Annotated in this window: 27 protein-coding genes; 15 read left to right on the forward strand and 12 right to left on the reverse strand. The window is 59.0% G+C overall.

What is annotated here, in order from left to right:
• The first annotated feature begins 4 nt into the window (after positions 1 to 4).
• Complete coding sequence (locus GIR22_RS01230) at positions 5 to 892, forward strand: cytochrome c oxidase subunit 3 (RefSeq protein ID WP_154741515.1); 888 nt, start codon at positions 5 to 7, stop codon at positions 890 to 892.
• Positions 893 to 912: 20 nt separating this feature from the next.
• On the opposite strand, the gene GIR22_RS01235 is transcribed toward GIR22_RS01230, so the two are convergent.
• On the reverse strand, positions 913 to 1,116 hold the full coding sequence (locus GIR22_RS01235) for a twin transmembrane helix small protein (RefSeq protein ID WP_154741516.1): 204 nt from the start codon (positions 1,114 to 1,116) through the stop codon (positions 913 to 915).
• Between the two features lie 86 nt (positions 1,117 to 1,202).
• Here GIR22_RS01235 and GIR22_RS01240 point away from each other — a divergent pair, with 86 nt between their 5' ends.
• The 5 genes from GIR22_RS01240 to GIR22_RS01260 are packed head-to-tail and all read left to right on the forward strand — an operon-like array spanning position 1,203 to position 5,105.
• The gene (locus GIR22_RS01240) at positions 1,203 to 1,937 is read left to right on the forward strand and encodes an SURF1 family protein (RefSeq protein WP_154741517.1); all 735 of its coding nucleotides are present in this window, start codon (positions 1,203 to 1,205) and stop codon (positions 1,935 to 1,937) included.
• Positions 1,909 to 2,496 carry a hypothetical protein gene (locus GIR22_RS01245; RefSeq protein WP_154741518.1) on the forward strand — a complete coding sequence of 196 codons (588 nt, stop codon included), beginning with the start codon at positions 1,909 to 1,911 and terminating at the stop codon, positions 2,494 to 2,496. Before GIR22_RS01240 ends, GIR22_RS01245 begins: the two co-directional genes overlap by 29 nt.
• Before the next feature lie 10 nt (positions 2,497 to 2,506).
• Complete coding sequence (locus GIR22_RS01250; RefSeq protein WP_154741519.1) at positions 2,507 to 3,586, forward strand: COX15/CtaA family protein; 1,080 nt, start codon at positions 2,507 to 2,509, stop codon at positions 3,584 to 3,586.
• Positions 3,574 to 4,473, forward strand: coding sequence for a heme o synthase (gene cyoE, locus GIR22_RS01255; protein ID WP_154741520.1), 900 nt, complete (start codon positions 3,574 to 3,576; stop codon positions 4,471 to 4,473). Before GIR22_RS01250 ends, cyoE begins: the two co-directional genes overlap by 13 nt.
• Positions 4,470 to 5,105: an SCO family protein gene (locus GIR22_RS01260; protein ID WP_154741521.1), complete on the forward strand. Its 636-nt coding sequence runs from the start codon at positions 4,470 to 4,472 to the stop codon at positions 5,103 to 5,105. The genes cyoE and GIR22_RS01260 overlap by 4 nt, the downstream gene beginning before the upstream one ends.
• Before the next feature lie 52 nt (positions 5,106 to 5,157).
• Here the strand turns inward: GIR22_RS01260 and GIR22_RS01265 are convergent, their stop codons facing one another.
• From GIR22_RS01265 to GIR22_RS01275, 3 genes are read right to left on the reverse strand one after another with little or no spacing between them, the layout of a single operon-like run.
• Positions 5,158 to 5,931 carry a MetQ/NlpA family ABC transporter substrate-binding protein gene (locus tag GIR22_RS01265; protein WP_154741522.1) on the reverse strand — a complete coding sequence of 258 codons (774 nt, stop codon included), beginning with the start codon at positions 5,929 to 5,931 and terminating at the stop codon, positions 5,158 to 5,160.
• A gap of 51 nt (positions 5,932 to 5,982) precedes the next feature.
• On the reverse strand, positions 5,983 to 6,657 hold the full coding sequence (locus GIR22_RS01270) for a methionine ABC transporter permease (protein WP_154741523.1): 675 nt from the start codon (positions 6,655 to 6,657) through the stop codon (positions 5,983 to 5,985).
• Positions 6,657 to 7,664 (reverse strand): ATP-binding cassette domain-containing protein, encoded by a 1,008-nt coding sequence (locus tag GIR22_RS01275; RefSeq protein ID WP_178122024.1) that lies wholly within the window; start codon positions 7,662 to 7,664, stop codon positions 6,657 to 6,659. The genes GIR22_RS01270 and GIR22_RS01275 overlap by 1 nt, the downstream gene beginning before the upstream one ends.
• A 268-nt stretch (positions 7,665 to 7,932) precedes the next feature.
• Here GIR22_RS01275 and katE point away from each other — a divergent pair, with 268 nt between their 5' ends.
• Entirely contained in the window at positions 7,933 to 10,074 is a 2,142-nt protein-coding gene (gene katE, locus GIR22_RS01280) for a catalase HPII (RefSeq protein WP_154741524.1), read from the forward strand.
• A 52-nt stretch (positions 10,075 to 10,126) separates the two neighbouring features.
• Here the strand turns inward: katE and GIR22_RS01285 are convergent, their stop codons facing one another.
• Genes GIR22_RS01285 through zur form a run of 4 tightly spaced genes read right to left on the reverse strand, consistent with a single transcriptional unit; the run spans position 10,127 to position 12,932 of the window.
• Complete coding sequence (locus tag GIR22_RS01285) at positions 10,127 to 10,846, reverse strand: PA5502 family lipoprotein (RefSeq protein WP_154741525.1); 720 nt, start codon at positions 10,844 to 10,846, stop codon at positions 10,127 to 10,129.
• 37 nt (positions 10,847 to 10,883) lie between these two features.
• Complete coding sequence (znuB, locus tag GIR22_RS01290) at positions 10,884 to 11,672, reverse strand: zinc ABC transporter permease subunit ZnuB (protein ID WP_154741526.1); 789 nt, start codon at positions 11,670 to 11,672, stop codon at positions 10,884 to 10,886.
• On the reverse strand, positions 11,665 to 12,450 hold the full coding sequence (gene znuC / locus GIR22_RS01295; protein ID WP_154741527.1) for a zinc ABC transporter ATP-binding protein ZnuC: 786 nt from the start codon (positions 12,448 to 12,450) through the stop codon (positions 11,665 to 11,667). Before znuC ends, znuB begins: the two co-directional genes overlap by 8 nt.
• Positions 12,450 to 12,932: a zinc uptake transcriptional repressor Zur gene (zur, locus tag GIR22_RS01300; RefSeq protein WP_154741528.1), complete on the reverse strand. Its 483-nt coding sequence runs from the start codon at positions 12,930 to 12,932 to the stop codon at positions 12,450 to 12,452. The genes znuC and zur overlap by 1 nt, the downstream gene beginning before the upstream one ends.
• A gap of 58 nt (positions 12,933 to 12,990) precedes the next feature.
• Between zur and GIR22_RS01305 the strand changes: the two genes are divergently transcribed.
• On the forward strand, positions 12,991 to 13,920 hold the full coding sequence (locus GIR22_RS01305) for a metal ABC transporter solute-binding protein, Zn/Mn family (RefSeq protein ID WP_178122025.1): 930 nt from the start codon (positions 12,991 to 12,993) through the stop codon (positions 13,918 to 13,920).
• Between the two features lie 43 nt (positions 13,921 to 13,963).
• Here the strand turns inward: GIR22_RS01305 and GIR22_RS01310 are convergent, their stop codons facing one another.
• Together GIR22_RS01310 and GIR22_RS01315 are read right to left on the reverse strand one after the other, a co-directional pair.
• The gene (locus GIR22_RS01310) at positions 13,964 to 14,914 is read right to left on the reverse strand and encodes a homoserine kinase (RefSeq protein WP_154741529.1); all 951 of its coding nucleotides are present in this window, start codon (positions 14,912 to 14,914) and stop codon (positions 13,964 to 13,966) included.
• Between the two features lie 56 nt (positions 14,915 to 14,970).
• A complete protein-coding gene (locus tag GIR22_RS01315; RefSeq protein WP_154741530.1) occupies positions 14,971 to 15,261 on the reverse strand; it encodes a DUF2782 domain-containing protein in 291 nt (96 codons plus the stop codon).
• 74 nt (positions 15,262 to 15,335) lie between these two features.
• On the opposite strand from GIR22_RS01315, the gene polA reads away from it, so the two are divergent.
• Positions 15,336 to 18,140 carry a DNA polymerase I gene (gene polA / locus GIR22_RS01320; RefSeq protein WP_154741531.1) on the forward strand — a complete coding sequence of 935 codons (2,805 nt, stop codon included), beginning with the start codon at positions 15,336 to 15,338 and terminating at the stop codon, positions 18,138 to 18,140.
• A 273-nt stretch (positions 18,141 to 18,413) separates the two neighbouring features.
• On the opposite strand, the gene yihA is transcribed toward polA, so the two are convergent.
• Positions 18,414 to 19,055, reverse strand: coding sequence for a ribosome biogenesis GTP-binding protein YihA/YsxC (gene yihA, locus GIR22_RS01325; protein ID WP_154741532.1), 642 nt, complete (start codon positions 19,053 to 19,055; stop codon positions 18,414 to 18,416).
• A 192-nt stretch (positions 19,056 to 19,247) separates the two neighbouring features.
• Here yihA and GIR22_RS01330 point away from each other — a divergent pair, with 192 nt between their 5' ends.
• The 6 genes from GIR22_RS01330 to GIR22_RS01355 all read left to right on the forward strand — a co-directional run bounded on the left by GIR22_RS01330 (position 19,248) and on the right by GIR22_RS01355 (position 24,684).
• Positions 19,248 to 19,556 carry a c-type cytochrome gene (locus GIR22_RS01330; RefSeq protein WP_154741533.1) on the forward strand — a complete coding sequence of 103 codons (309 nt, stop codon included), beginning with the start codon at positions 19,248 to 19,250 and terminating at the stop codon, positions 19,554 to 19,556.
• A 25-nt stretch (positions 19,557 to 19,581) separates the two neighbouring features.
• Positions 19,582 to 20,193: a c-type cytochrome gene (locus tag GIR22_RS01335; RefSeq protein ID WP_154741534.1), complete on the forward strand. Its 612-nt coding sequence runs from the start codon at positions 19,582 to 19,584 to the stop codon at positions 20,191 to 20,193.
• A 166-nt stretch (positions 20,194 to 20,359) separates the two neighbouring features.
• Positions 20,360 to 20,995, forward strand: coding sequence for a thiol:disulfide interchange protein DsbA/DsbL (locus tag GIR22_RS01340; protein WP_154741535.1), 636 nt, complete (start codon positions 20,360 to 20,362; stop codon positions 20,993 to 20,995).
• Positions 20,996 to 21,005: 10 nt separating this feature from the next.
• On the forward strand, positions 21,006 to 21,884 hold the full coding sequence (locus GIR22_RS01345; protein WP_154741536.1) for an endonuclease/exonuclease/phosphatase family protein: 879 nt from the start codon (positions 21,006 to 21,008) through the stop codon (positions 21,882 to 21,884).
• Positions 21,881 to 23,806, forward strand: a complete 1,926-nt coding sequence (locus GIR22_RS01350) for a GGDEF domain-containing protein (protein ID WP_154741537.1) — start codon at positions 21,881 to 21,883, stop codon at positions 23,804 to 23,806. Before GIR22_RS01345 ends, GIR22_RS01350 begins: the two co-directional genes overlap by 4 nt.
• A gap of 101 nt (positions 23,807 to 23,907) precedes the next feature.
• On the forward strand, positions 23,908 to 24,684 hold the full coding sequence (locus tag GIR22_RS01355) for an N-acetylmuramoyl-L-alanine amidase (protein ID WP_154741538.1): 777 nt from the start codon (positions 23,908 to 23,910) through the stop codon (positions 24,682 to 24,684).
• Between the two features lie 29 nt (positions 24,685 to 24,713).
• On the opposite strand, the gene GIR22_RS01360 is transcribed toward GIR22_RS01355, so the two are convergent.
• Positions 24,714 to 26,501 (reverse strand): KinB sensor domain-containing domain, encoded by a 1,788-nt coding sequence (locus tag GIR22_RS01360; RefSeq protein ID WP_154741539.1) that lies wholly within the window; start codon positions 26,499 to 26,501, stop codon positions 24,714 to 24,716.
• Between the last annotated feature and the right edge of the window lie 6 nt (positions 26,502 to 26,507).

Genomic DNA, 26,507 nt, shown 5'->3' on the forward strand with positions numbered 1-26,507 from the left:
ATACATGTCGACTCATGATACGTACTACGTACCAGCGCAAAGCAAATGGCCCATAATTGCCACGATTGGCATGCTGGTCACGGTGTATGGCCTGGGTGTCTGGTTCAATGATCTGAAGGCGGCACGCCCGGAATCCCACGGGCCGTTGATCTTTTTCGTCGGCGGTTTGTTGTTGGCCTACATGATGTTTGGCTGGTTTGGCGCGGTAATCAAAGAAAGCCGCGCCGGGTTGTACAGCCCGCAGATGGACCGGTCTTTTCGTTGGGGCATGACTTGGTTCATCTTTTCCGAGGTGATGTTCTTTATCGCTTTCTTCGGTGCGCTGTTTTACGTGCGCCACCTGTCAGGGCCATGGCTGGGTGGCGAAGGTTCCAAGGGCGTGGCGCACATGCTCTGGCCAAACTTCGAATTCGCCTGGCCGTTGCTCAACAACCCCGATCCGAAATTGTTCCCGGCGCCTGAAGGCACCATCAGCCCGTGGGGCCTGCCTCTGCTCAATACCATTTTGTTGGTGAGTTCCAGCGTGACTATCACCATTGCCCACCATGCCTTGCGCAAAGGTCATCGTGGCGCTTTGAAAATCTGGCTGGCGATTACTGTGTTGCTGGGCATGGCGTTTCTCGGGTTCCAGGTCGAAGAGTACGTTCATGCCTATAAAGAGCTGGGGCTGACCTTGGGTTCCGGCGTGTATGGCGCGACGTTCTTCATGCTCACCGGCTTTCACGGTGCCCACGTGACCATCGGTACCATCATCCTGTTTGTGATGCTTATGCGGATCATGCGGGGGCATTTCAATGCCGAGCACCAGTTTGGTTTCGAGGCGGCCAGTTGGTATTGGCACTTTGTGGATGTGGTGTGGGTCGGGCTGTTTTTCTTCGTTTATGTGCTTTAGATGCCTTGGCGCAGCAATTTTTACCAAGGAGCATGGGACACCAGCTGGCCGCTGTAGAAACCCCAGGTGATCAAGCCCAGGGTGATCACGGCCAGCGTGACACGCACGGTCAAGGCAGTGACGAGGCGGTTGGAGTGGCCCTCGTCCTTGACCAGAAAGAACAAACCACTGAACAGGCTTACAACGGTAGCGATCAGCATCAGGGCAATAACTGCTTTGAGCATGGTCCGGCTCCTGGGCTCTTTTTTGGGGAGGGGCGAGCAATGAGATTCAGTATAGCCAGCGCCGCGTCGATCTCAGCGGCCATGCCATGAAATGCTTTCGCCCCGGGATTGCGCCGACGTTGGTGGTACTGGTGCTGCTGCCATTGCTGGTGTTTCTGGGCTTCTGGCAATTGGCCCGTGGCGAGGAAAAACAGGCGCTGCTGGAAAGCTACGCCGAGCGCCGTGCTGCCGAGCCCGTGAGCGGTAAACAATTACCTGCCATGGTCGATCCAGCCTTTCGCCGGGTGCATTTGCGCGGGCAGTTCGATGCCGAGCACAGCGTGCTGCTGGATAACCGAATGCGTGACGGCAAGGTTGGCGTCGAGTTGTTGCAACCCTTCCATGATCAGGCCAGCGGTTTATGGCTGCTGCTCAATCGTGGCTGGCTGCCTTGGCCTGATCGGCGTACGCCGCCGGTTTTCACAACCCCTGAACAGCCGCTGAATATCGATGCCTGGGTCTACGTAGCGCCCGGCGCGACGTTCCAATTGCATGTCGACCCGGCCGGCGCGCCATGGCCGCGGCTGCTGACAGCACTGCATCCCGATACGTTGTGGGCGGAGTTGGGGCGCACCGGATTTGGTTATGAATTACGAGCCGAGGCGGGTCCCGGAACCTACGAAACCCATTGGCCGGTGGTGGCCATGGGGCCGGAAAAACACCTCGGCTATGCCGTGCAGTGGTTCGCCATGGCGGTGGCACTGTTCGGCCTTTACCTCTACCTCGGATGGCACAGCGCAAGGGAGAAGCACCATGGGAGCGGTCATGAACAACATGTCTGAAGCGCCAGCAGCGCCCAATCGTCGCAAGGGGCGCTGGCAACTGATCCTGATCCTGCTGGTGGTTATCGGCCCGATGACGCTGGCTACCTTCATGTACAAGTTTCAGTTCTGGGTGCCGCAAAGTCGCAGCTACCACGGCGAGTTGATCGGCAATGGCCAGACCCGCGCCGACATCGGCGTGCAGGCGGACGAAGACCGCTGGCAATTATTGGTCACCGCCCCCACTGCCTGTGCCGCCGATTGCCAGCAACTGGTGTATCTGGCGCGCCAACTGCAGATCGGCCTGGGGCGTGATGCGTCCCGGGCCAGTCACGCCTTGGCCAGCGCGCAACCGGTAAGTGGCGACTATGAAGCCAAGTTGAACGCCGAATACCCACAGTTGCAGCGCTACCCGTTGGACCTCTCGACCTTTAACAAAGGCGCCGCCATACCGGGCGCCGCCCAGCTGTGGATTGTCGACCCCCATGGGAATCTGGTGCTGCGCTATGACGCTCGGGCCACGGGCAAGGATCTGCTGAACGATCTGCGCCACCTGTTAAAACTGTCGAATATCGGATAAGGGCATCGTCATGGCCAAACTTGGATTTCGCCTCGCGTTGTTTGCCACATTACTGGCACTGATTGTGGTGCTGCTCGGGGCTTATACCCGGCTGACCCACGCAGGCCTCGGTTGCCCGGACTGGCCGGGTTGCTATGGCTTTATCAGCGTGCCGAAAAGCGAAGCCCAATTGGCCCATGCCGAACTGCATTTCCCGGATACTCCCGTAGAAGCCGATAAAGGCTGGAGCGAGATGATCCATCGTTACTTTGCCGGGTTCCTTGGCTTGTTGATCGTCTTGCTGGCCGCGCGTGCCTGGACCCATCGGCGCCATCTGGGGCAGCCATTGAAGTTGCCGCTGTTTCTGCTGGCGGTGGTGTTCGCCCAAGCGGCGTTTGGCATGTGGACAGTGACACTCAAGCTCTGGCCACAGGTGGTGACCGGGCATTTACTCGGTGGCTTTGCGACCTTGAGCCTGCTGTTTTTGCTCACGCTGCGACTGTCTGGCGTCTTGCCCGCGCTGATCGTGCCCAAGCGCCTGCAATATTGGGCGACGGCCGGTTTGGTGCTGGTGATCGGTCAGATTGCCTTGGGCGGCTGGGTCAGCTCCAACTATGCGGCGGTGGCGTGTATCGACTTGCCGACCTGCCACGGCCAGTGGTGGCCGGCGGCTGATTTTGCCAATGGTTTTCACCTGACCCAGCACATCGGCCCCAATTACCTGGGTGGGCAACTCGACAGTGATGCGCGCACGGCAATACATCTCACCCATCGGATCGGGGCGCTAGTGGTGACGGTCGTGTTGCTGGGCTTGGCCTGGCAGCTCAAGGTGGTCGGCATGACCCGTCTGGCTGGTCTGCTGCTGATTGCCCTGGCATTGCAAGTCAGCCTTGGGCTGAGCAACGTTTATTTCCATCTGCCGTTGTCGGTGGCAGTCGCTCATAACGCGGGTGGCGCAGGGTTATTGCTGACCCTGGTGCTGATCAATTACCACGCTCGAACCAGCCTGGTCCGGGTTCGGCATCACTTGCCGCTGGGGTGGCGCTTCAGTCCGCGTCGGCATGTGTCGGGCCTCATGACCATTAAAGGAGAGATGCCATGGCGTCCCTGATCGGCGAACGTCACAGCCAGGCGATCTGGCGTGACTACCTGGAACTGACCAAGCCCAAAGTGGTGGTGCTGATGCTCATCACCTCCCTGGTTGGCATGTTCCTCGCCACTCGCGCGGGTGTGCCGTGGGCGGTTCTGATCTTCGGCAACCTGGGCATCGCCCTGTGTGCCGGTGGTGCTGCGGCGGTCAATCATGTAGTGGATCGTCGTATTGATGCGGTGATGGCGCGCACTCACAAACGTCCACTGGCAGAAGGTCGCGTCTCACCCGTCGCTGCCCTGACCTTCGCCCTGGCGCTGGCTGTGGCCGGGTTGGCCTTGTTACTGGCGTTTACCAATCCATTGGCGGCCTGGCTGACGCTGGCGTCATTGTTGGGCTACGCGGTGATCTACACTGGCTTCCTAAAGCGGGCGACACCACAGAATATCGTCATCGGCGGCCTGGCGGGCGCCGCGCCTCCCTTGCTGGGCTGGGTCGCTGTCACCGGGCACGTCAGTGCCGAACCGCTGCTGTTGGTGTTGATCATCTTCGCCTGGACGCCGCCACATTTCTGGGCCCTGGCCATTCACCGCAAGGAGGAATACGCCAAGGCCGATATACCGATGTTGCCGGTCACCCATGGCGAGTACTACACCAAGGTGCATATCCTGCTGTACACCTTCGTCTTGCTGGCGGTCAGCCTGATGCCCTATGTCATCCACATGAGTGGCCTGCTGTACCTGGGGTGTGCACTGGTTCTGGGCGGGCGCTTTCTGCAATGGGCCTGGGTGCTGTACCGTGGCAGTCGGCCGCACGCGGCGATCAGCACCTTCAAGTACTCTATCTGGTACCTGTTTTTGCTGTTTATCGCCCTGCTCGTAGACCACTACTTACTGTTGAACCTATGACTCGAACTCAAAAAACTGTCTTTATTCTGGTGGCCGTGGTCGCGTTGATCATGGGCCTGACCGTTAACAAGGTGCTGTCCGGCAAAGGCCAGGGCGATCCGACGGCGTTGATCGATGCGGGTATTATCCTGCTGCCGCAAAGCCGGCAGCTACCGCCCGTGACCATGACCAACCAGGACGGCCAGCCGGTAGTGGTCAATGAGCTGAAAGACAAGTGGAGCGTGCTGTTTTTCGGCTACACCTTTTGTCCGGACATTTGCCCGACCACTCTCGCCCAACTGCGACAGATCAAGAGCGAGTTGCCCAAGGACGTGGTGGACAAGCTGCAGGTGATCCTGGTCAGTGTCGATCCCCATCGCGACACCCCGGCGCAGCTCAAGCAGTACCTGGGTTACTTTGACCCGCAGTTTGCAGGCTTGACCGGTGCATCGGTGGACGATGTGCAGAAGGTGTCCAATGCGGTGAGTATCCCGTTCATTCCGGCGGATACCAGCAAGCCCAACTACACCGTCGACCACAGCGGCAACCTGGCGCTGATTGGCCCGGATGGGACCCAGCGTGGGTTTATCCGTGCGCCGTTGAATAACCAGAAGCTGCTGGCGCAGTTGCCGGGGTTGTTGCAGCGTAAATAAGCCTGGTGCGGATCGTTCCCGCGCGCGCGTGGGAACGATCAGGCGGGGAGGGTCAGAACGCCGGCTTTACTGCGCCTTTGTACTTCTCTTCGATGAACTTCTTCACTTGCGGGTTGTGCAGGGCTGCAGCCAGCTTCTTCATGGCGTCCGAATCTTTGTTGTCCTCGCGGGCCACCAGGATGTTCACGTAAGGTGAGTCGCTGCCTTCGATGGCCAGCGCGTCCTTGGCCGGATCCAGCTTGGCTTCCAGGGCGTAGTTGGTGTTGATCAGTGCCAGGTCGACCTGGGTCAGCACGCGCGGCAGGGTGGCGGCTTCCAGTTCGCGGAATTTCAGGTCTTTCGGGTTACTGGTGATGTCCTTGATGGTCGCCAGGATGTTGGTCGGATCCTTCAGGGTGATCAGGTTGTTCTTGGCCAGCAGCAGCAAGGCACGACCTCCGTTGGTGGCGTCGTTGGGGATCACCACGTTGGCGCCGCTTGGCAACTCGTCCAGCTTCTTGTACTTGCTGGAGTAAGCGCCCAGGGGTTCCAGGTGCACACCGGCAACGCTCACCAGGTGAGTGCCCTTGGCTTTGTTGAATTCATCCAGGTACGGCTGGTGCTGGAAAAAGTTGGCGTCCAGGCGCTTTTCAGCCACCTGTACGTTCGGCTGCACGTAGTCGGTGAAGACTTTGACTTGCAGGTCGACACCTTCTTTGGCAAGTGCAGGCTTCACGAATTCAAGAATTTCCGCATGCGGTACCGGCGAGGCAGCGACCGTCAGGGTCTCGGCGGCGTGGGCGGAAAACGCGGCAACGGCGGCGAAAGCAACCAGTATTTTTTTCATCCAGTAAGCTCCTTATTCGGGCATTTGTCGGCTTCGTGCCGGGAATTGCCGTTATTTTCGAGAAAAGTGCACCACCAGCTTATCGCCGACGGTTTGCAGAATTTGCACCAGGATCAACAGCAGCACCACAGTCACAACCATTACGTCGGTCTGGAAACGCTGGTAGCCGAAACGGATTGCCAAGTCACCCAGGCCGCCAGCGCCCACTACACCGGCCATGGCCGTGTAGGAAACCAGCGTAATTGCCGTCACCGTAATCGCTGCGAAAATACCGGGACGGGCTTCGGGCAGCAGCGCATTGGTGATGATTTGCCGGGTACTGGCCCCCATGGCCTGGGTGGCTTCGATAATCCCGCGATCCACTTCACGCAAGGCGGTTTCCACCAGTCGCGCAAAAAATGGCGTCGCTCCAACGACCAGTGGCGGAATCGCGCCTGCAACGCCGAGGGAGGTGCCGGTGATCAGCACCGTGAACGGAATCATCACAATCAGCAAAATGATGAACGGCAGCGAGCGCAGGATGTTCACGATCAGTGACAGCAGGGCGTACAGGCCTTTTTGTTCGAACAATTGGCGTGGGCTGCACAGAAACAGCAGCACGCCCAAAGGCAGGCCAAGCAATACGGTGAACAGCAGCGAACCGAAGAGCATGAACATAGTGTCGCCAGTAGCGAGCCAGATTTCATACCAGTCGATGTTGGCGAAAAAACTCAACAGGGTCTCCATTAGCGCAGCACCTCCATGTGGACGTCTGCCGCGGTGAAGCGGGCGAATGCCGCCTCCATGTCGCCGCCGGTGACGGCGAGGGTCAGTTGCCCGTAGGGGATGTCTTTGATGCGGTCGATACGACCGGCGAGGATGCTGTAGTCCACTCCCGTTTCGCGGGCGACGGTACCCAGCAGCGGTGCGTAGGTCGCTTCGCCCTGGAACGTCAGGCGCACGATGCGGCCCGGGACGTGGGCGAAGTCATCGCGCTGCTCACCTTCGTCGATCTGCTCGGATTCTTGTACGAAACGCTTGGTAGTCGGGTGTTTGGGGTGCAAGAAAACATCGGCCACCGAGCCCTGCTCGACGATGACGCCGGCGTCCATCACGGCCACCTGGTCGCAGACCCGGCGAATCACGTCCATCTCATGGGTGATCAGTACGATGGTCAGCTTCAGCTCGCGGTTGATCTCTGCCAGCAGCTGCAATACCGAAGCCGTCGTCTGCGGGTCGAGGGCGCTGGTGGCCTCGTCGCACAGCAGGATTTTTGGTTTGGTGGCCAGGGCGCGGGCGATGCCGACCCGTTGTTTCTGGCCACCGGACAGCTGCGCCGGGTACTTCTTGGCATGGTCCGACAGGCCGACCCGCTCCAGCAATTGCGCCACGCGTTGATCGATCTCGCGGCGCGACAACTCGCCCGCCAGGGTCAGCGGCAGCGCCACGTTGTCGGCAACAGTCTTGGACGCCAGCAGGTTGAAGTGCTGGAAGATCATCCCGACCTGCTGGCGGAAACGCCGCAGGTCGTTGGCATCCAGGGAGGTGACTACTTCGTCATCCACGTTGATCTGGCCACCGCTGGGTTCTTCCAGACGATTGATCAGGCGCAGCAGAGTACTTTTTCCCGCACCGGAGTGGCCAATCAGGCCGAACACCTGGCCGTTCTCGACGCGCAGGCTGGTGGGGTGCAGGGCGGGAATATCCTTACCGGCGACGCGGTAGGTTTTATGGACGTTATGAAACTCGATCACGTAGCGAACCTTGTGGGGCGCATTGAAAAGGGATCAGCGGTTAGCCGGACGCGCATTTTAGCCTGTCCGTATAGCGTTTCTTAGCATTTATTTCGCATTCATCCAGCGATTTGGCAATAACGCGATCAAAGGTCATAAAAAAGGAACGGCGTAAAACCGTGCCAGTCACTACTTAAGCAACTCGAAGTTCCCGGGTGCCGTGCCCAGGGTTTTTCTTATGCGAGCCGGGGGATAGCTCTGGCCCATGCAAACAAGGAGCTTTTGTCTGATGAGCACAAAAAAACCAATGACCCCGCCTAAAAGCGAGCTTGCGGGGACTGATACCGTGGACCGTGGCAACACCAATGCCAAGCTGCAAAGCCTGGAAGCGTTTCGTTCTGATGCGACGGGCCAGGCATTGCGCACCAATCAAGGTGTAAAAATCTCCGATAACCAGAACAGCTTGAAGGGCGGCGCTCGCGGTCCCTCACTGCTGGAAGATTTCATCATGCGTGAAAAGATCACGCACTTTGACCACGAGCGCATTCCGGAACGCATCGTCCATGCTCGCGGCACTGGGGCCCATGGGTATTTCCAGAGTTATGAGAATCACTCGGCGCTGACCAAGGCCGGTTTCTTGAGTAATCCTGCGCACAAGACTCCAGTCTTTGCCCGCTTCTCAACCGTGCAGGGCCCGCGAGGTTCCGGCGATACCGTGCGTGATGTACGTGGTTTTGCCGTGAAGTTTTTCACCGACGAAGGCAACTTCGATCTGGTGGGCAACAACATGCCGATATTTTTCATTCAGGATGCGATCAAGTTTCCTGACTTCGTCCATGCGGTAAAACCTGAGCCTCATAACGAAACGCCTACTGGCGGCTCGGCCCACGATACCTTCTGGGATTTTGTTTCGCTGCAGCCGGAGTCGGCGCACATGGTGATTTGGGCCATGTCTGACCGGGCGATTCCTAAAAGCCTGCGGATGATGCAAGGGTTTGGCGTGCACACCTTTCGTCTGGTGAATGCCGAAGGTAAATCCTGTTTCGTCAAATTCCACTGGCGTCCTACGGTAGGTACTTGCTCGCTGGTGTGGGATGAGGCGCAAAAGCTTGCCGGTAAAGACACCGACTTCCATCGTCGGGACCTGTGGGAATCCATTGAGGGGGGGGATTACCCAGAGTGGGAGCTGGGGGTGCAGGTCGTTGCCGAAGAGGACGAACATAGCTTCGATTTCGATCTTCTTGACCCGACCAAGCTCATTCCCGAAGAGCTTGTACCTATTACGCCACTGGGCAAGATGGTACTTAACCGTAACCCGGACAACTTTTTTGCCGAAGTCGAGCAGGTTGCTTTCTGCCCGGGGCATATCGTGCCGGGTATCGATTTCAGCAATGATCCGCTGCTGCAGGGGCGGCTGTTTTCCTACACCGACACGCAGATCAGTCGTCTGGGTGGGCCGAACTTTCACGAGTTGCCGATCAACCGCCCGGTGGCGCCGTTCCATAGCGGCCAGCGTGATGCCATGCACCGCACCACCATCGACAAGGGGCGTGCCTCTTATGAGCCGAACTCGATTGATGGCGGTTGGCCGAAAGAAACCCCGCCTGCGGCGCAAGACGGTGGGTTTGAAACCTATCCGGAGCGCATTGATGCCCACAAGATTCGCGAACGTAGTGAGTCGTTCGGCGATCACTTCTCCCAGGCGCGGCTGTTTTTCCGCAGCATGAGCAAGCCTGAACAGGAGCACATCATTGCGGCCTACAGCTTTGAACTCGGTAAGGTGGAGCGCGAATTTATCCGGGCGCGCCAGGTCAATGAGATCCTGGCCAATATCGACCTGGAACTGGCCAAGCGTGTGGCGCTGAACCTGGGGCTGCCGGTGCCGAAGAAAGGTACGGTGGCGGAACGCAAGACATCCCCCGAACGTTCGCCGGCACTGAGCCAGGCGAATCTTCTGGCAGGGGATATCAAGACGCGAAAAGTGGCCATTCTTGCGGCCAATGGCGTCGATGGTGCAGCGATTGCCGCGCTGAAGAAGGCACTGCGAGCCGAAGGCGCTCACGCCAAGCTGTTGGGGCCAACTTCCGCTCCGGTGATTACCTCTGATGGCAAGAGCCTGCCGGTAGACGCCTCCATGGAAGGCTTGCCGTCGGTAGCGTTTGACGCGGTGTTTGTGCCTGGTGGTGCCAAGTCGGTCCAAGCGTTGAGCGGCGACGGCGTTGCGTTGCATTACCTGCTGGAGGCCTACAAGCATTTGAAGGCGATTGCCTTGGCCGGGGAGGCAAAGCAGTTGCTGGATGTGCTGAAGCTTACGACGGATGCGGGGTTGATTGTTGGCGGGGATGCCAAGGCGTTCAAGGCGTTTTTTGCGGCGATTGCCCAGCACCGGGTCTGGGATCGCGAGCCGAAGGCCAAGGCGGTTCCGGCTTAATCACCAGCATGATCATTCCCACGCTCTTCGTGGGAATGATCATCACGTGGTGTCAGTCCGTCTTGTGCGGAATCAGCACGACCTGCGCCGGAATGTGCTTGAGAATCTGCCGGTGAATTTTCAGGTCATACGCAGGGTCAATCCGTTTCACCCGTTTGGTCAGCAAAGTAGCCAGCCATGGGTAGTCCTGGGTGCGGGGCGCCTGAATGCTGACATCGCACTGGTAATTCACCACATCGGTGGCAATCGCATCCAATTGATGGCGCAACGCCTGGATATCAGTGAGGTTCAACGCCACGGTAGTGCTTTCAGCCGCCGGATCGATGACCTTGGCGGGGGGCTTGGTTTCGGCCGCTTTCAAAGCGGCTTCGGCCTTGTCGAGCTCGGCTTTGCGGGCATGGGCGATAGCGCTGTTGACGCCGCCAGTCAGGGCAGGGGCCGTGGGCATCAGCGCTCGAGCGCGGCTCAACGCCGTCGCGGCCGCGTTGACATCGCCTTTTTGCAGGACGATCTGGCTGCGCTGCAAATAAGCTTCGGCCAATTGGCGTTGGTAAGGCTCCAGGGTTGGATCGTTGGGCGACTGGGCCTGTAATGTGGAGAGCTGGTCTTCAGCGGTGGCCAGCTCACTGCTGGCCAGGTTTTGTTCCAGCTGCGCGATGACCGCGGCCCGCGTCTGCGAGGCCTCGGGGGGCGCGAGCGGCGTGCTTTGACAGGCGCCCAGCAGCAGGGAAAATGCGGCAAGGAGCAGATAACGGGAGGTGAACAGCTTCATTCCTGCGACTCTCTATTTGCGCAAAAAGCGAGCAAGTCTACACCCCACGGCGAGGCAGGACAAAGCTCAGCAGAAACAGCGCGGCTGCCGTGACCACAATCGACGGCCCGGCGGGGGTATCTTTGAACCAGGACAGCGCCAGGCCACCACACACCGCAATCGTCCCCAAAAAGCTGGCGCCAACCGCCATTTGCTCCGGAGAGCGGGCGTGACGCTGGGCGGCAGCCGCAGGAATGATCAGCAGTGAGGTGATCAACAATACGCCGACAATCTTCATTGCGACAGCGATCACTACGGCAATTAACAGCATCAGGGCCAAGCGCAGTGCAGCCACCGGCAAGCCTTCGACGGTGGCCAACTCTTCGTGGACGGTGATCGCCAGCAACGGGCGCCACAGCACTACCAACAGCACCAGCACGACTGCGCTGCCACCGAGGATCCAGGCCAGATCGTTCGGGCTGATTGCCAGCAGGTCGCCAAACAGATAGGCCATCAGGTCGATGCGCACTTCATGCATGAAGCTCAGCACCACCAAGCCTAATGACAGGGTGCTCGGCGCCAGAATCCCCAGTAGCGTGTCGGAAGCCAGTGGCTGGCGCTGTTGCAAGGTCACCAGTAGCACCGCCAGCAGCAGGCAGCCGACGGTGACGGCGATGGTTGGGCTGACATCCAGCAGAAAACCCATGGCCACGCCGAGTAGCGCAGCATGGGACAGGGTGTCGCCAAAATAGGCCATGCGGCGCCAGACCACGAACGAACCCAGCGGGCCTGCCACCAGTGCCAGGGCCAAGCCTGCCAGCAGGGCGTAGAGCAGAAAATCAGCCATGCTTGCAGCTATCTCCGTGAACGTGAGTATGGGGCGCAGATGTGTCGTCGACCACGGCACCATGCAGGTCATGGGCGTGATCATGGTGGTGGTGATAAATCGCCAGGCTTTGGGCGTTCTTGCCGAACAGCTCGACGAAGGCTGGGTCGCCGCTGACCTGCTCCGGGTGGCCGGAGCAACAGACGTGGCGATTGAGGCATACCACCTGGTCGGTAGTGCTCATCACCAGGTGCAAATCATGAGAGACCATCAGCACGCCGCAGCCGTGGCGGTCTCGCAGGCGAGTGATCAGGCTATACAGCTCGGCCTGGCCGGCGACGTCGACGCCTTGGACGGGCTCATCGAGCACCAGCAACTGCGGTTCGCGCAACAGTGCGCGGGCCAGCAATACGCGCTGCATTTCGCCGCCGGAGATTTTTTGTATCGGGCTGTCGATCACTTGCTCGGCGCCGACCTCCTTGAGAGCGGACAGGGCGCGGGCGCGGTCGGTCCCCGGCACCAGGCGCAGGAAGCGCAATACCGACAGTGGCAGGGTTGGGTCGACATGCAGTTTTTGCGGCATATAGCCCACCCGCAGCTTCGGCTTGCGCCACACGCTGCCGCTGTCGGGCTTGAGCAAGCCAAGTACGGCGCGCACCAGGGTGGTCTTGCCCGCACCGTTGGGTCCGATCAGCGTGACGATCTGCCCTGGCTCGACGCTCAGCGCAATATTGTCCAGCACGTTCTGCCCGGCGAATGTGACGCCGACCTGCTCCAGGCGGATTAGCGCAGTGCTCATCAAGCCCCCCGGCAGCCCGAGCAAATGCCAACGACTTCGACGGTTTGCCCTTCCACCGTGAAGCCGACATCACCCGCGCTCTTGATGATGCTGTCGCTGATGCTTTTTTGTTCAAGCTCGATGGCGGCGTGGCATTCGCGGCAGATCAGGAACTGGCCTTGATGGGCGTGTTCTGGATGATTGCAGCCGACGAACGCGTTGAGCGAGGCGATGCGGTGCACCAAGCCGTTTTCCAGCAGGAAGTCCAGTGCGCGGTAAACCGTCGGCGGCGCAGCGCGACGGCCATCCTGCTCGCTGAGCACGCCGAGGATGTCGTAGGCGCCCAAGGGTTTATGGCTTTGCCAGACCAACTCCAGCACCCGCCGGCGCAAGGCGGTCAGGCGCAGGCCTTGACGTGCGCACAGGGCATCGGCCTCCGACAGCGCGGTGTGTACGCAGTGAGAGTGATCATGGGGACGGCTGGCAAGCGGTGTTTTAGGCATGAGCGGCGACAGATATTTGTGAGAGACGTTATTATGTTACCCGTTCCTGCCTCCTTGAGTGGTTATCGTGTCCCGACTTTTTCCCATTTTTGTCGTATTTGTCACCAGTTTGTTCATTGCAGGCGCTGCTCAGGCCGAGGTTCGAGTGCTGACCAGTATCAAGCCTCTGCAACTGATTGCTGCGGCTGTGCAGGACGGAGTGGCCGTTCCAGAGGTGTTGCTGGCGCCGGGGGCGTCGCCGCATAACTACGCGTTGCGTCCTTCCGACGTACGGCGTGTGCAGTCGGTGGAACTGTTGTATTGGATCGGTCCTGACATGGAAAGCTTTCTGCCGCGTGTCTTGAAGGGTCGCCATTTGCCGACGGTGGCGGTTCAGGACCTGCCTGGGATGAAACTCCGGCGTTTTGGCGAAGATAGCCACTCACATGGCGATGAAGCCGACGAGCATGATCACGATCATCGCCCTGGCAGCCTGGATGCCCATTTGTGGCTGTCGACGGTCAATGCCCGGGTAATCGCCGCCCGCATGGCGGCGGACCTCAGTGCGGCCGATCCCACCAATGCCGAGCGTTATCAGAGCAACGTAAAGGCCTTTGAAGGCCGTCTGGATGCGCTGGATATACGCTTGAAGACGCGTCTGGCGGGTACCGCCGGCAAACCTTACTTCGTATTCCACGAAGCGTTTGATTATTTCGAAGAGGCCTACGGTCTCAAGCACGCTGGGGTGTTCAGCGTTGCTGCCGAAGTGCAGCCCGGCGCCCAGCATGTGGCGGCGATGCGCACCCGTTTGCAGGAAGTGGGCAAGACTTGCGTGTTCAGTGAGCCGCCGTTGCGCCCGCGCCTGGCAGAGACGCTGGTTGCTGGTTTGCCAGTAAAACTGGCAGAACTGGACGCACTCGGTGGCTACACCCCGGCTACGGCCCAGGGTTATGAGCAGGTGCTGGAAAAGCTGGGCAATGACCTGGCAGGGTGCCTGGAGTCGTTGTAACGCCCTTTTCTGTAGGCGCGAGCTTGCTCGCGCCTACAGGGAATTACAGGGCAAACGGCAGCGGTGTGCTGACCTGCTGACGCTGGGCCAAGCGCTGCTGAAACTCGGCCGGGTCGTGAATCAGTACATCCTGGCCGGCAAAGGATTCGGCCGCGATCAGCCGTGACAGCCAGAACCGTACACATGCCACCCGCAGCATCGTCGGCCACAGCTGCGCTTCCTTCGCGGTAAACGGTCGCAAACCCGCATAAGCCCCCAACAATGCCCGCGCCCGTTGCCCGTCAATGACGCCGTCGGCATCCGAGCACCAGTCATTCAAGGCAATGGCCACGTCGTACAGCATCGGCCCGGAGCAGGCGTTGTAGAAATCGATCAGCCCGGTCAGGTGGGTGCCTTCGAACATCGCGTTGTCGCGAAACAGGTCGGCGTGGATATTGGCCTGGGGCAGCGCGAGGATCTGCGCCTTGTGCGTTTCGATTTCATCCAGGGCGTCTTGCAGTAGACGCTGTTGTTCCTGATCAAGGTGCGAGATCAGTTGTGTGCCTTCGCTGAGCATCCAGTCCAGCCCGCGATCGGTCTTGCGCTCCAGCACTTTGGTTTGGGTTGCCAGGTGCAGATGGCCAAGCAACTCGCCCACTTGTACGCAATGTTGGGCATTGGCGTCCTTGACGTGCTTGCCTGCCAGGCGCGGTTGCAGCAGCGCCGGCTTGCCGGCAAGCATGCGCAGGGCTACGCCGTCGGTGGTGCGCAGGGCGTAAGGCACTGGCAGGTCGGCCTCGTGGAGTACATCCAGCAGTTCGATGAAGAACGGCATTTCCTGCACGGGGCCGCGTTCAATCAGGGTCAGGACAAACTCGCCCTGTTCCAGGCTGATGAAGAAATTGGTGTTTTCACTACCGGCAGCGATCCCCTGGAAGTCAAGCAGGCGGCCGAGTCCGTAAGGGGCGAGAAAGGTTTCCAGCTCGGGCCGAGCCAGGGGGGTGAACACAGACATGGTTAAAACTGCCAGTACGGGCGCTGCAGGTCGCAGCGCCGATTAAAGTTAAGAAATCATTTCCATTCGAAGATCTTCCATGACGGGATCAGCATATCCGGCTGGTCCGAGCGAATGAAATTCGCATCGGTTCCGTCCGCGCGCACCAGGAAATAAGGCGGTGCGCCCTTGGGGGTAACCTTGATGGCATACAGGAAGCCGTTTTGGCGGTATTCCTGAATCGTCTTGTCGCCTTCGGTGCGGATAGTAACTTCCGGGTCTCCCGAGGGTGCAGTGTCTGCCGCGACGGCGGCCAGCGGAACGAATGCAATCAAACCCGTCAGCAACAGGCGATTTAGTGTACGCATGATAACCTTGTCCCTTTGTCGTCATTGGTCCGGCTATTCTAGCGCCTGACCCGCCGAAAAGGTTGATTCTGCTCATGAGCCAAGCCCCCCTCGTCCTGGTGGACGGTTCTTCATATCTGTACCGCGCCTTTCATGCGCTGCCACCGCTGACCACCTCCAAAGGCCTGCCGACCGGTGCGGTCAAGGGCGTGTTGAACATGCTCAAGAGCCTGCGCAAACAGTACCCGGACAGTCCGTTCGCGGTGGTGTTCGACGCCAAGGGCGGGACATTTCGCGACGAGATGTATGCCGAATACAAGGCCAACCGCCCGAGTATGCCTGACGATATGCGCCTGCAGATCGAGCCGCTGCACCAAAGCGTGGTCGCCCTGGGCTTTCCGTTGCTGTGTGTCGAAGGTGTCGAGGCAGACGACGTGATTGGCACCCTGGCCCGCAGTAGCGCGGCTGCCGACCGGCCGGTGGTGATCTCCACGGGCGACAAAGACATGGCACAGTTGGTAGATGGGCACATTACCTTGGTCAACACCATGACCGGTAGCGCCATGGACATTGAGGGAGTGAAGGAGAAATTCGGTGTCGCTCCCGAACAGATCATCGACTATCTGGCACTGATGGGGGATTCGTCCGACAACATTCCAGGTGTTCCGGGCATCGGGCCGAAGACCGCGTCCGGCTTGCTGGTGGGCGTCAATGGTGGCCTGAAAGAGCTTTACGAGCAGCTCGATATCGTCCCGGCCCTGCCAATCCGGGGGGCCAAGACCTTGCCGGCCAAGCTGGTGGAGCATAAGGAGATGGCTTTCCTCTCCTACCAACTGGCAACCATCAAGATCGATGTGCCACTGGATATAGGGCTGGAAGATTTGCACCTGGTTGAGCCGGATCGTGAAAAGCTGCTTGAGCTTTACACCTTGCTTGAGTTCAAGAGCTGGTTTGAAGAGATTCAGCGCGATACCAGGCGTGTCGAGCTGAAGGTGGTTAACGAGGTTGCTCCTGTAACTGCTGTCGCAAAGGGCACGATTGAGACGGCCGCGCCGGTTCCTGTCGAGACGGTGTACGAAACCATCCTTGACCAAGCTCGACTCGATATCTGGCTGAAGAAACTCAGTGATGCGAAGTTGTTCGCCTTCGATACCGAAACCACCGGGATCGATGCCCAGCAAGCGCAGTTGGTTGGTGTGTCCTTTGCGGTCCAGGCGAATGAAGCGGCCTACATCCCGTTGACCCATTCCTACATCGGCGTGCCGCAGCAACTGGACCGGGACACCGTCCTGCTGGCCTTGAAGCCATTGCTGGAGGATCCGCACAAACTCAAGGTCGGCCAGCACGCCAAGTTCGACATGAACATTCTGGCCAACTGCGCCATCGGCGGTGACCCTGCATGCGGCATCACCGTGCGCGGCATAGCCTTCGATACCATGCTCGAATCCTACGTCTTGAACTCCACCGCGACCCGGCACGACATGGACAGTCTGGCGAAAATGTACCTGGGCCATGACACGGTCAGCTTTCAGGACATCGCCGGCAAGGGCGCCAAGCAACTGACCTTCGACCAGATTCCCCTTGAGCAGGCCGGCCCTTATGCGGCTGAAGATGCCGATGTCACCCTGCGCCTGCACCAGGCGCTGTACGAGCAGCTTACTGCTCTGCCGAGCCTGGCTGGCGTGTTGACGGACATCGAGATGCCGTTGGTGCCGGTGTTGGCCCGCATCGAGCGCCAGGGCGCCTTGGTGGATGCGCAGCTGCTGGGCGTCCAGAGTATTGAGTTGGGCAACAAGATGGTGGAGCTGGAGCGCGAGGCGTTTGAGATCGCTGGCGAGGAGTTCAACCTCGGCTCGCCCAAGCAATTGGGGGTGATCCTCTACGAAAAGTTGGGACTGCCGGTACTGAAGAAGACCGGCAAGGGCCAGGCCTCTACCGCTGAGGAAGTGCTGGCCAAGTTGGCCGAAGATGACTATCCGCTGCCCAAGGTACTGATGCAGTACCGCAGCATGAGCAAGTTGAAAAGCACGTACACCGACCGATTGCCCGAGCAGATCAACCCGCGCACCGGGCGTATTCATACCTCGTACCATCAGGCTGTGGCTGCGACCGGGCGTCTGTCCTCCAGCGACCCCAACTTGCAGAACATTCCGGTGCGTACCGCAGAAGGCCGGCGGATCCGTCAGGCATTCGTCGCCCCCAAAGGCTACAAGTTGCTGGCGGCGGACTATTCGCAGATCGAGCTGCGCATCATGGCGCATTTGTCCAAGGACGAAGGTTTGCTGAATGCGTTTCGCGACAATCTGGATGTTCACACGGCCACGGCGGCCGAGGTGTTCAAGGTTGAGCTGGGAGAGGTCACGTCCGATCAGCGCCGCAGTGCCAAGGCGATCAACTTCGGCCTGATCTACGGCATGGGGGCGCAGAAACTGGGCAAGGACATTGGCGTCGACACCAAGACGGCCAAGGCCTACATCGATGTCTACTTCGCCCGCTATCCCGGGGTTCGCGAGTATATGGAGCGAACCCGCGCCCAGGCCTCTGATCAGGGTTATGTGGAAACCCTGTTCGGACGTCGGCTGTATCTGCCGGATATTCACTCCAACAGGCCTCAGGAGCGCGCCGGTGCAGAGCGTACGGCGATCAATGCGCCGATGCAGGGTACTGCGGCAGATATCATCAAGAAGGCAATGGTCAAGGTGGACGACTGGCTGAGCGCATCAGGCCTGGATGCCAAGGTCATCCTTCAGGTACACGACGAACTGGTGCTTGAAGTCCGTGAGGATCTGGTGGCCGAAGTCAGCGAGAAAATTCGCGAGCACATGAGTGCTGCGGCGAAGCTGGATGTGCCGTTGCTGGTTGACGTCGGGGTAGGCAACAACTGGGATGAAGCTCATTGAAAACGGGTTTTTGTCGCGGCAAATGAATGTCGGCTTTTTAGGTGGAAAACACTAACGGCTATTTCCAATAGTTTTTCCAGCTTGCCGGAACTTAACCCATGAAAGCCACTCAGAGCTACTGAATGGGTGGTGAAGCCCTTCAATGCTCCTATGTTGTGTTAAGTGTTGGCAGATATCCGGACTGCACCCTAGCGGTCCGGAACTTGTACCCCGAACTTCCCTCCCCATACGAAGTCCGGGGTTTTTTTTGCCTGCGTTTTCGCCCAAAACGTATTATTCGGCCGCTTCAGAGCCTTTGTCCGCCAACTCCATCCAGCCTGCCAGCACGGTGTAGGCGTCTTCCAGGCCCAGGCGTTTTGGCGCCGAGAACAACTGGATAGTGATCGCATCACCCCAACTTTTGCGAATTTCAGCTTGTACCTTGAGTAAGGTATTTTTCGCTGCGCCGTAGGTCAGCTTGTCAGCCTTGGTCAGCAGAATATGCATTGGCATGCCGCTGGCGACGGCCCAGTCAAGCATCAGCAGGTCGAAATCGGTCATTGGATGACGGATGTCCATCATCAGAATCAAACCCTTCAAACTCTCCCGGCCGCCCAGATAGGCCTCCAGGTGACGCTGCCAGTGCAGCTTCAACGGGATGGGTACTTTTGCATAACCGTAGCCCGGCAGGTCGACCAGACGCCGATCATCGTCTAGTTTGAAGAAGTTGAGTAACTGTGTACGCCCTGGTGTTTTTGAGGTGCGTGCCAGGCTGGCATGGGTCAGGGTGTTCAGCGCGCTGGATTTGCCAGCATTGGAACGGCCGGCGAAGGCTACTTCGAAGCCTTCGTCGTCGGGGCATTGGTCGACTTTGGCGGCGCTGAGCATGAAGGTGGACTGTTGGCACAGACCGAGGATGGGATTCTTGAGTTGCATGAGATTTCCGATGTGGGCGGTGCCGGGAATGGGTGCGGCAAGCGGTGTCGTTTCCGTTTCAGTAGCGCCAGTATATAATGCCGCAGATTTTGTGTGTGCTTTGTCCCAGCGAAGGATGAAGTTCACGGGGGCGATAGACCTTTATTGCGCATTAGAACGCAAAACGCTCTCAAACCCTGAAAAGGTTGTTGCATGACCAAGTGGTTGCTAGCTGTCAGTGCCTTGATGCCGCTTTATAGCGCTCAGGCTACACAGGATCCGGAAGGTGTGTACAACCGCGTTTGCGTGGCCTGCCATGCCGGACAACTGCCCTCGGCCCCCAAACGGGGTGACCAGGCAGCTTGGGAGCCGAGATTGGCGCAAGGCATGGATACGCTGGTGCAACACGTGATCCAGGGTTTCAAAGCGATGCCGCCGCGTGGTTTGTGCATGGAATGCAGTGCCGAGGATTACCAGGCCATCATTCGTTTGATGGCGAGTAAACCCGGTTCAACTCTATAACCCTTAGCCGTAGTTGGATTAGCTGATGAACAAACTGATCGTGAGTCTGCTGTTGACCTTGGGCATCACCGGTGTTGCCCATGCTGCAGGCGACGCCACTGCTGGCCAGGCGAAAGCCGCCGTATGTGGTGCTTGCCATGGACCGGATGGCAACAGCCCGGCGCCAAACTTCCCCAAACTGGCAGGTCAGGGCGAGCGTTACCTGACCAAGCAGATGCACGACATCAAGGATGGCAAGCGCACGGTCCTGGAAATGACCGGCTTGCTGACCAACCTCAGCGATCAGGACCTGGCGGATATCGCGGCATATTATGCCAGCCAGAAGGGCAGCGTTGGGGCCGCAGATCCGAAACTTGTGGCGCGCGGAGAGAAGTTGTTCCGCGGCGGCGATCTGGATAAAGGCCTACCCGCCTGCACCGGGTGCCACTCGCCAAACGGCGCAGGCAATGCTGCCGCTGGCTTCCCGCATCTGAGTGGCCAGCATGCTCAATACATCGCCAAGCAGTTGACGGACTTCCGTAAGGAAGAAGCTGGTCGAAACAACGATGGTGATGCTCAGACCATGCGCACTATCGCCCGTAAGCTGAGCGACGAAGACATCGCTGCCGTCTCCAGCTACATTCAAGGCCTGCATTAAGACCTGCAATGTTAACGCTCGATTAATCCGTCGATGCAAGCATAAAAAGGGTGGCTTTGGCCGCCCTTTTTTGTGGCCGCTGCCGTTACACTAACGAACTCATGCCCGTGTAGACCTGTCTGAATAAAGGTCGCGCGAGGCGACTTTATTTGTCCAGGAGTAAAGCATGCGTAATCTGATCCTCAGCGCCGCTCTCGTCACTGCCAGCCTCTTCGGCATGACTGCACAAGCTGCCGATGTGCCGCTTGAAGCGGGTAAAACCTATGTTGAGCTGGCCAATCCTGTGCCAGTTGCCGTGCCGGGCAAGATCGAAGTCGTGGAGCTGTTCTGGTATGGCTGCCCGCATTGCTACGCGTTTGAGCCGACCATCAACCCTTGGGCCGAGAAGTTGCCATCGGACGTGAATTTCGTACGTATCCCGGCCATGTTCGGCGGCCCTTGGGATGCCCACGGCCAACTGTTCCTGACCCTGGAAGCCATGGGTGTTGAGCACAAGGTCCACAACGCTGTGTTCAATGCGATCCAGAAAGAAGGCAAGCGCCTGACCAAACCTGAGGAAATGGCTGACTTCATCGCCACTCAGGGTGTTGATAAGGAAAAATTCCTGGCGACCTTCAACTCCTTCGCTATCCAGGGCCAGATTAAAAAGGCCAAGGAACTTGCCCAGAAATACGGTGTGCAGGGCGTTCCAACCATGATCGTCAACGGCAAGTACCGCTTCGACCTGGGCACCTCCGGTGGTCCGGAAGAAACCCTGAACGTTGCCGACCAGCTGATCGCCAAAGAGCGTGCAGCCAAGTAAGGGGCCCGTCATGCGCCGCTGGGGTACCGAACGCGTCGTTGGCTTGCATGATCCGCGAGTCAATGAGCACCATCTGGAATCCACAGGCCTGCCGGCAGACAGCCGTCTACGCCTGCTCAGCTTCAATATCCAGGTGGGGATCAGTACCGAGAAGTACCGGCATTACCTGACTCGTGGCTGGCAGCATTTGCTGCCCCACAACGGACGTGCCGGCAATCTGCAAAAGATTGGCGATCTATTGGGTGACTTCGACCTGGTAGCCCTGCAGGAGGCCGACGGTGGCAGCTTGCGTTCCGGCTACGTCAATCAGGTGGAGCATCTGGCCCAGTTGGGTGCTTTTCCCTATTGGTATCAACAACTCAACCGCAACCTCGGAAGACTCGGCCAGCACAGCAATGGCGTGCTTAGCCGCCTGAAGCCCTGGGCGATCGAGGATCATCCCTTGCCGGGCCCCAAAGGCCGGGGAGCCATTCTTGTGCGTTTCGGTGAAGGTCCCGAGGCGTTGGTGGTGGTGATGATGCATCTGGCGTTGGGGGCTCGAACCCGAACCCTGCAACTCTCCTACATCCGAGAGTTGATTAGCGATTACAAGCACCAAGTGTTGATGGGGGACATGAACACCCATGCCAACGACCTGTTGCAGAACTCTCCATTACGCGACCTTGGGTTACTGGCCCCGCAAGTCGAGGCCACGTTTCCCAGTTGGCGTCCGCAACGTTGTCTTGACCATATCCTGCTAAGCCCGACCCTGACACTTGAAAGCGTACAGGTGCTGGCGCAGCCAATCTCCGATCACCTGCCGGTTGCGGTAGAAATTCGTTTGCCGGGTTCGCTCACGGCTGATGCATTACCCGCGTTGAGCCCCGGCCCTCGCGGATCCCTGGCATGAGCGACGATGCCCAGCGCTGGAAAGAAAAATACCTGTTAAGCGTTGAGCAACAAGACAAGCTTGAGCGCCGTTGGGCGGCCCGCCTCGACCTGCTGCGCCGGGGGCTGGTACGCAGCACCTTGGCCGCTGAAGGGACTGACCGCGCGGTTGATCAATGTATGAAGGAAATGCGCGATGTCGTCCGTTCGGATGACATGGACGCAGCCTTGGCGGCTTTGTTGCCACGGCTGGAAAAAGCGGTGCTGGACTCCGAACAACGGCGGGAAACCCGGGTTGATCAGATCAGCAGTGCGCTCAGCGCATTGGTCACGCAATTGCAGGCGTTGCCTCTGCCCCGTGAGGTCAGTCGCCCGCTGAAGGCTTTTGCCAGGCAATTGGATAGCCGAGTGGGCAAGTCGCGGGAGATTCCGCTGCTGCTCAGTGAGTTGAGTGATCTTCAGGGGCAGGCGTTGAATAGGCTGGAGCCGGATGGTGAGCCCAGTCGCCCGGGATTGCTGCAGCGCCTGTTTGGTGCAAGGGAGACCGCCGCCAAAGCGCCTGCGTCCGAGGCTGAGTATGCTGCGGCGCAAGAAACCGCCGAGGTTGTGTTTCCCTCGCCCGTAAATGTCGCACCGCATGTGCCGGTTATCGAAGCACTGTCAGAAACCCTCGCGTCCCAGGCACCCGAGCCGTCTGACGCCGAGACGGAGGTAGCGGTACCCGAAAGCGCGCTCGCCGCCATGGTTTCGGCGCCAGCGACACAGATCAATACGCCAGAGCTCACGGTCATCGGCAGCCTCTCCTTGCCGCCCGTTATGGCCGAAGAGCCGGAAGGCCTCGACCCTGAAGCGTTGGCGCAGAATGTTCTGTATGCCCTGCCGGACTCTCCCGAGCCTTCTTACAGCTCGGTGGCCAAGCACATCGAAGACACCCTACTCGGCTTGCTGGAAGACCTGTCTTTGCCCGAACGCCATCGGCCCCAGGCCGAAGCCATGCGCGAGCGGCTGGCCCAGGGGCTGAATTGGTATGAGTTGCTGCCGATCCTCGACGATCTGGCGGTGTTGCTGCTGGCGATTACCAACAGCGGCCAACACGAGTTCGAGGCCTATCTCAAGCAGCTCAACGGTCGGCTTGACGCGTTCCAGAGCAATTTACGGGCTGCCAGTGAGGGGCACGCGGATAGCCGCTTGGCTGCGCGGGCACTGGATACACAGATTCGTGAGCAGGTGGGTGGCCTGCAAAGCAGTGTTCAAGAGGCTGGCGACCTGGATAGCCTCAAGCAGGTACTGGAAAGCCATCTTGAAGGTTTGTTGGGCACCATGGACCAGCATCAGCGGCAACGCGACCAGCGCGATCAGGACGTCGCAGCGCGTTTGCAGGGGCTGGCAGCACGGGTCGCCAACATGGAGCAAGAGGCCCGGGGTTATCGCGAGCATCTTGAGGTGCAGCGCCAGAAAGCCTTGGTCGATCCGCTCACCGAGTTGCCCAATCGTGCGGCCTGGAGCGAGCGCCTGGAGCATGAGGTCAATACCTGGCATCAGTGTGGCAACAACTTGTCGTTGGCCATGCTCGACCTTGATTATTTCAAGCGTATCAACGACAACTATGGCCATCTGGCGGGTGATAAGGTATTGAAAATTATCGCCAGCGTATTCAGCAAGCAACTGCGACCTACGGACTTTATGGCTCGCTTTGGCGGTGAGGAGTTTGTCTTGCTGATGCCGGACTCAGCCTTGGGCGATGCATTGGCGCTGGGTGAAAGGCTTCGTGCGGCTATCGAAACCTGCCCGTTTCATTTCAAGGGTGAGCCTGTGACGATCACGGTATCTATCGGCATGGCGCAGCTTCAGCCGGGGGAGCGCAGTGAGTTGGCGCTCAAGCGCGCCGACGAAGCGTTGTATCGGGCCAAGGCTGCCGGGCGCAATCAAGTGCAGGCCGCTTAAAAAATGTTCCATTTTGTATAAAGCGCCCGTATTTGCCCGCTCGCTGGCAATAGGTACGTTACACTATTGCATTATTGTCTTTAAGCGTACCGTCTTCTGCCATGAAATTTCTGTGCTCTGCCTTTCTGCTTCTGATGCTCGCCGGCTGCGCGAGCGGTCCTCGCCTGGATACCGACCACCCTTCGGTAAACCACGATAACCGCGTGCAATTTGTCGTCGTGCACTACACCTCTACTTCGCTTGAGCGCTCCCTGGCGCTGCTGACTCAAGGTCAGGTCAGCAGTCATTACCTGATCGGCGACGACGCGCCCGCCACCATCTATAAGCTGGTGGATGAAAGCCAGCGCGCCTGGCATGCCGGGGACAGTGAATGGATGGGCCGCACCTGGCTCAATTCCAGCTCCATCGGGATCGAGATTGTTAACCCCGGCTATCGTGATACACCCACAGGTCGGGTCTGGTATCCATACTCCGAGGCACAGGTCCAGGCGTTGGTGGTCTTGCTCAAGGACATCAGCAAACGTAACAAGATCGAGCCGCGAAATATCATTGGCCACAGCGACATAGCGCCGCTGCGCAAACTGGATCCGGGACCGTTATTCCCCTGGAAGCGCCTGGCTGACGAGGGGCTCGGGATTTGGCCGGACGCCCAGGCAGTCGCTCGCTATAAGGCGCAGTACAGCAACGAGCTGCCGAGTATTACTTGGTTCCAGGAGGAGTTGGTGCGATTGGGCTACCCGACACCGCAGACGGGTGAGCTGGATGTGGCAACGCGCCATGTGCTGGCCGCGTTCCAGATGCGTTTTCGGGCATCGTTGTTTGATGGGACGCCGGACGCTGAAAGTGCGGCGATCTTGCGCGTTCTGAATCAGCGTTAGCTGCAAGCTAGAACCTTGCAGCTCAAATCTCACAACGGCAGTGCCATATAAAACTGCGTTCCTTGCCCGGGGCGCGAATAAACACCCATGCGTCCGCCGTGCAATTGCACGATTTCCTTGCACAGCGCCAACCCCAGGCCGGCACCTCCTTTCTTGCGGCCCACCTGGACGAAGGGTTCGAAGATCCGTCCCTGCTGGCCGTAGGCAATGCCTTCGCCATTGTCCTCGACGCTGACGATTACCCGTTCGCCGTGACGACGCGCCTGCAGATGGATTTGCCCACCTTCGGCGGTATGGCGCAGGGCATTGCCCAGCAAGTTGTCGAGGACACGTTCCAGCTGTGCCTGATCGGCATGGAGCCTCGGCAATTGAGATTGCTCTTCCACCAGCAGTTCGATGTGTTGCGCGTTTGCTTGTTCCGCGAAGCGGGCGCGGGCATGCTCAAGCAGATCAGTGATATCACAAGGCGCCAGGGTGAGTTTCTGCAAACCGTTCTGGTAGCGCGAGAAGTTGAGCAAGTCATTGATCAGTTGCATCAGGCGCTGCATTTCTTCATTGACCGTGCTCAACAGGTCGGCTTCGCGAGACTCGGGAGCAAACTTCGCTCGCTCCTGGAACAGGCCGAACGCCATGTGCATGCCGGTGACCGGCGTACGCAGCTCATGGGAGGCGCGCAATACAAACTCACTGCGCACTCGCTCGAAGGCGCGTTGTTCGGTGACGTCGTGCAACACCATCACCGCCCCCAAAATATGCCCTTGGGTATGGATGACTGGCGTCAGGCTGTAGGTCAGCAGGCGCAGCTCGCCCTCAACTTCTACCTCCAGATCTTCGGGCGCCCGCTCCAGGTTGCCACCGCGCAACACCAGGTGCAGTTGCTCATCCAGCTCCGGGCGCTCAAGTGCTTCGCCCAGGCCTTGCCCCAGGCGATGCCCCTCCCAGCCCAATTGGCGCTGCGCTACCGGGTTCAAGTGTTCCAGGCGGCCTTGGCGGTCGATCATCAGCAAACCATCGTCGATGCTGTCGAGCACCGCCTGCAGGCGCTGCTGACCTGCGAGCAGTTCATCGACATTGGTCGCCTGATGCTGACGCAAGGCTTCTGCCATGATGCCGAAGCGTCGGGTCAACAGGTTCATTTCCGCAGCCGAGGAGATCGGCAGCGTCACTTCGAAGTTACCCTGGCCGATCTTGTCGGCGGCCTTGGCCAGTGCCTCGATTGGCGCACCAAAGCGGCGTGCGATGCCGTGGGCGGTGATGAAGCCGATGATCAGTACCGAAAGGCCGACCAATCCCAGCAGGCCGGCAACCAGCAAGGCACGCTCCCGTGACTTGTGCTCGGTGTCGTTGATGTTTTCCAGGGCATTTCGGTGTTCGGCAAGGAGACCGTTGCGCAGCACGTTGAAGGTGTTGGTGAGCTTATCGTTGTTGCCCGGCGCTGGAGAAATTTGAGGGGGCTCGTTGAAGGCTTGCAGGAAGTTCAGGTAATCGGCTCGCGCCTGGCTGAACCCGCTGCTCTTGCCATCCTCCTGTTCGTGGGTGATTCCTTGGTCCAGCAGGTCCAAAAACTGCTGTTTTGAAGCCTGCAACACGGCCTGGTCCGGGTGTTCGTTCAGCATCGTGATCAATTGGTTACCCAGGGACTGGCGCAGTTTGAGCCCCAGGTCCAGGGTGATGAAATTGCTGTGAATCAGCGACTCCTGGGCCTTGGCCATTTGCATGACGCTCACCAGGCCCAGCAGTAATCCCAGCAGGGCAACGGTGATCAGCGCTGAAATACTCAAAAAAAGCCGAGTACGCAGTTTCATCGCAATTTTCATAGGGCG

Origin of the sequence: Pseudomonas karstica, from assembly GCF_009707515.1 — a bacterium.
In the GTDB taxonomy this organism is placed as follows: Bacteria; Pseudomonadota; Gammaproteobacteria; order Pseudomonadales; family Pseudomonadaceae; genus Aquipseudomonas; species Aquipseudomonas karstica.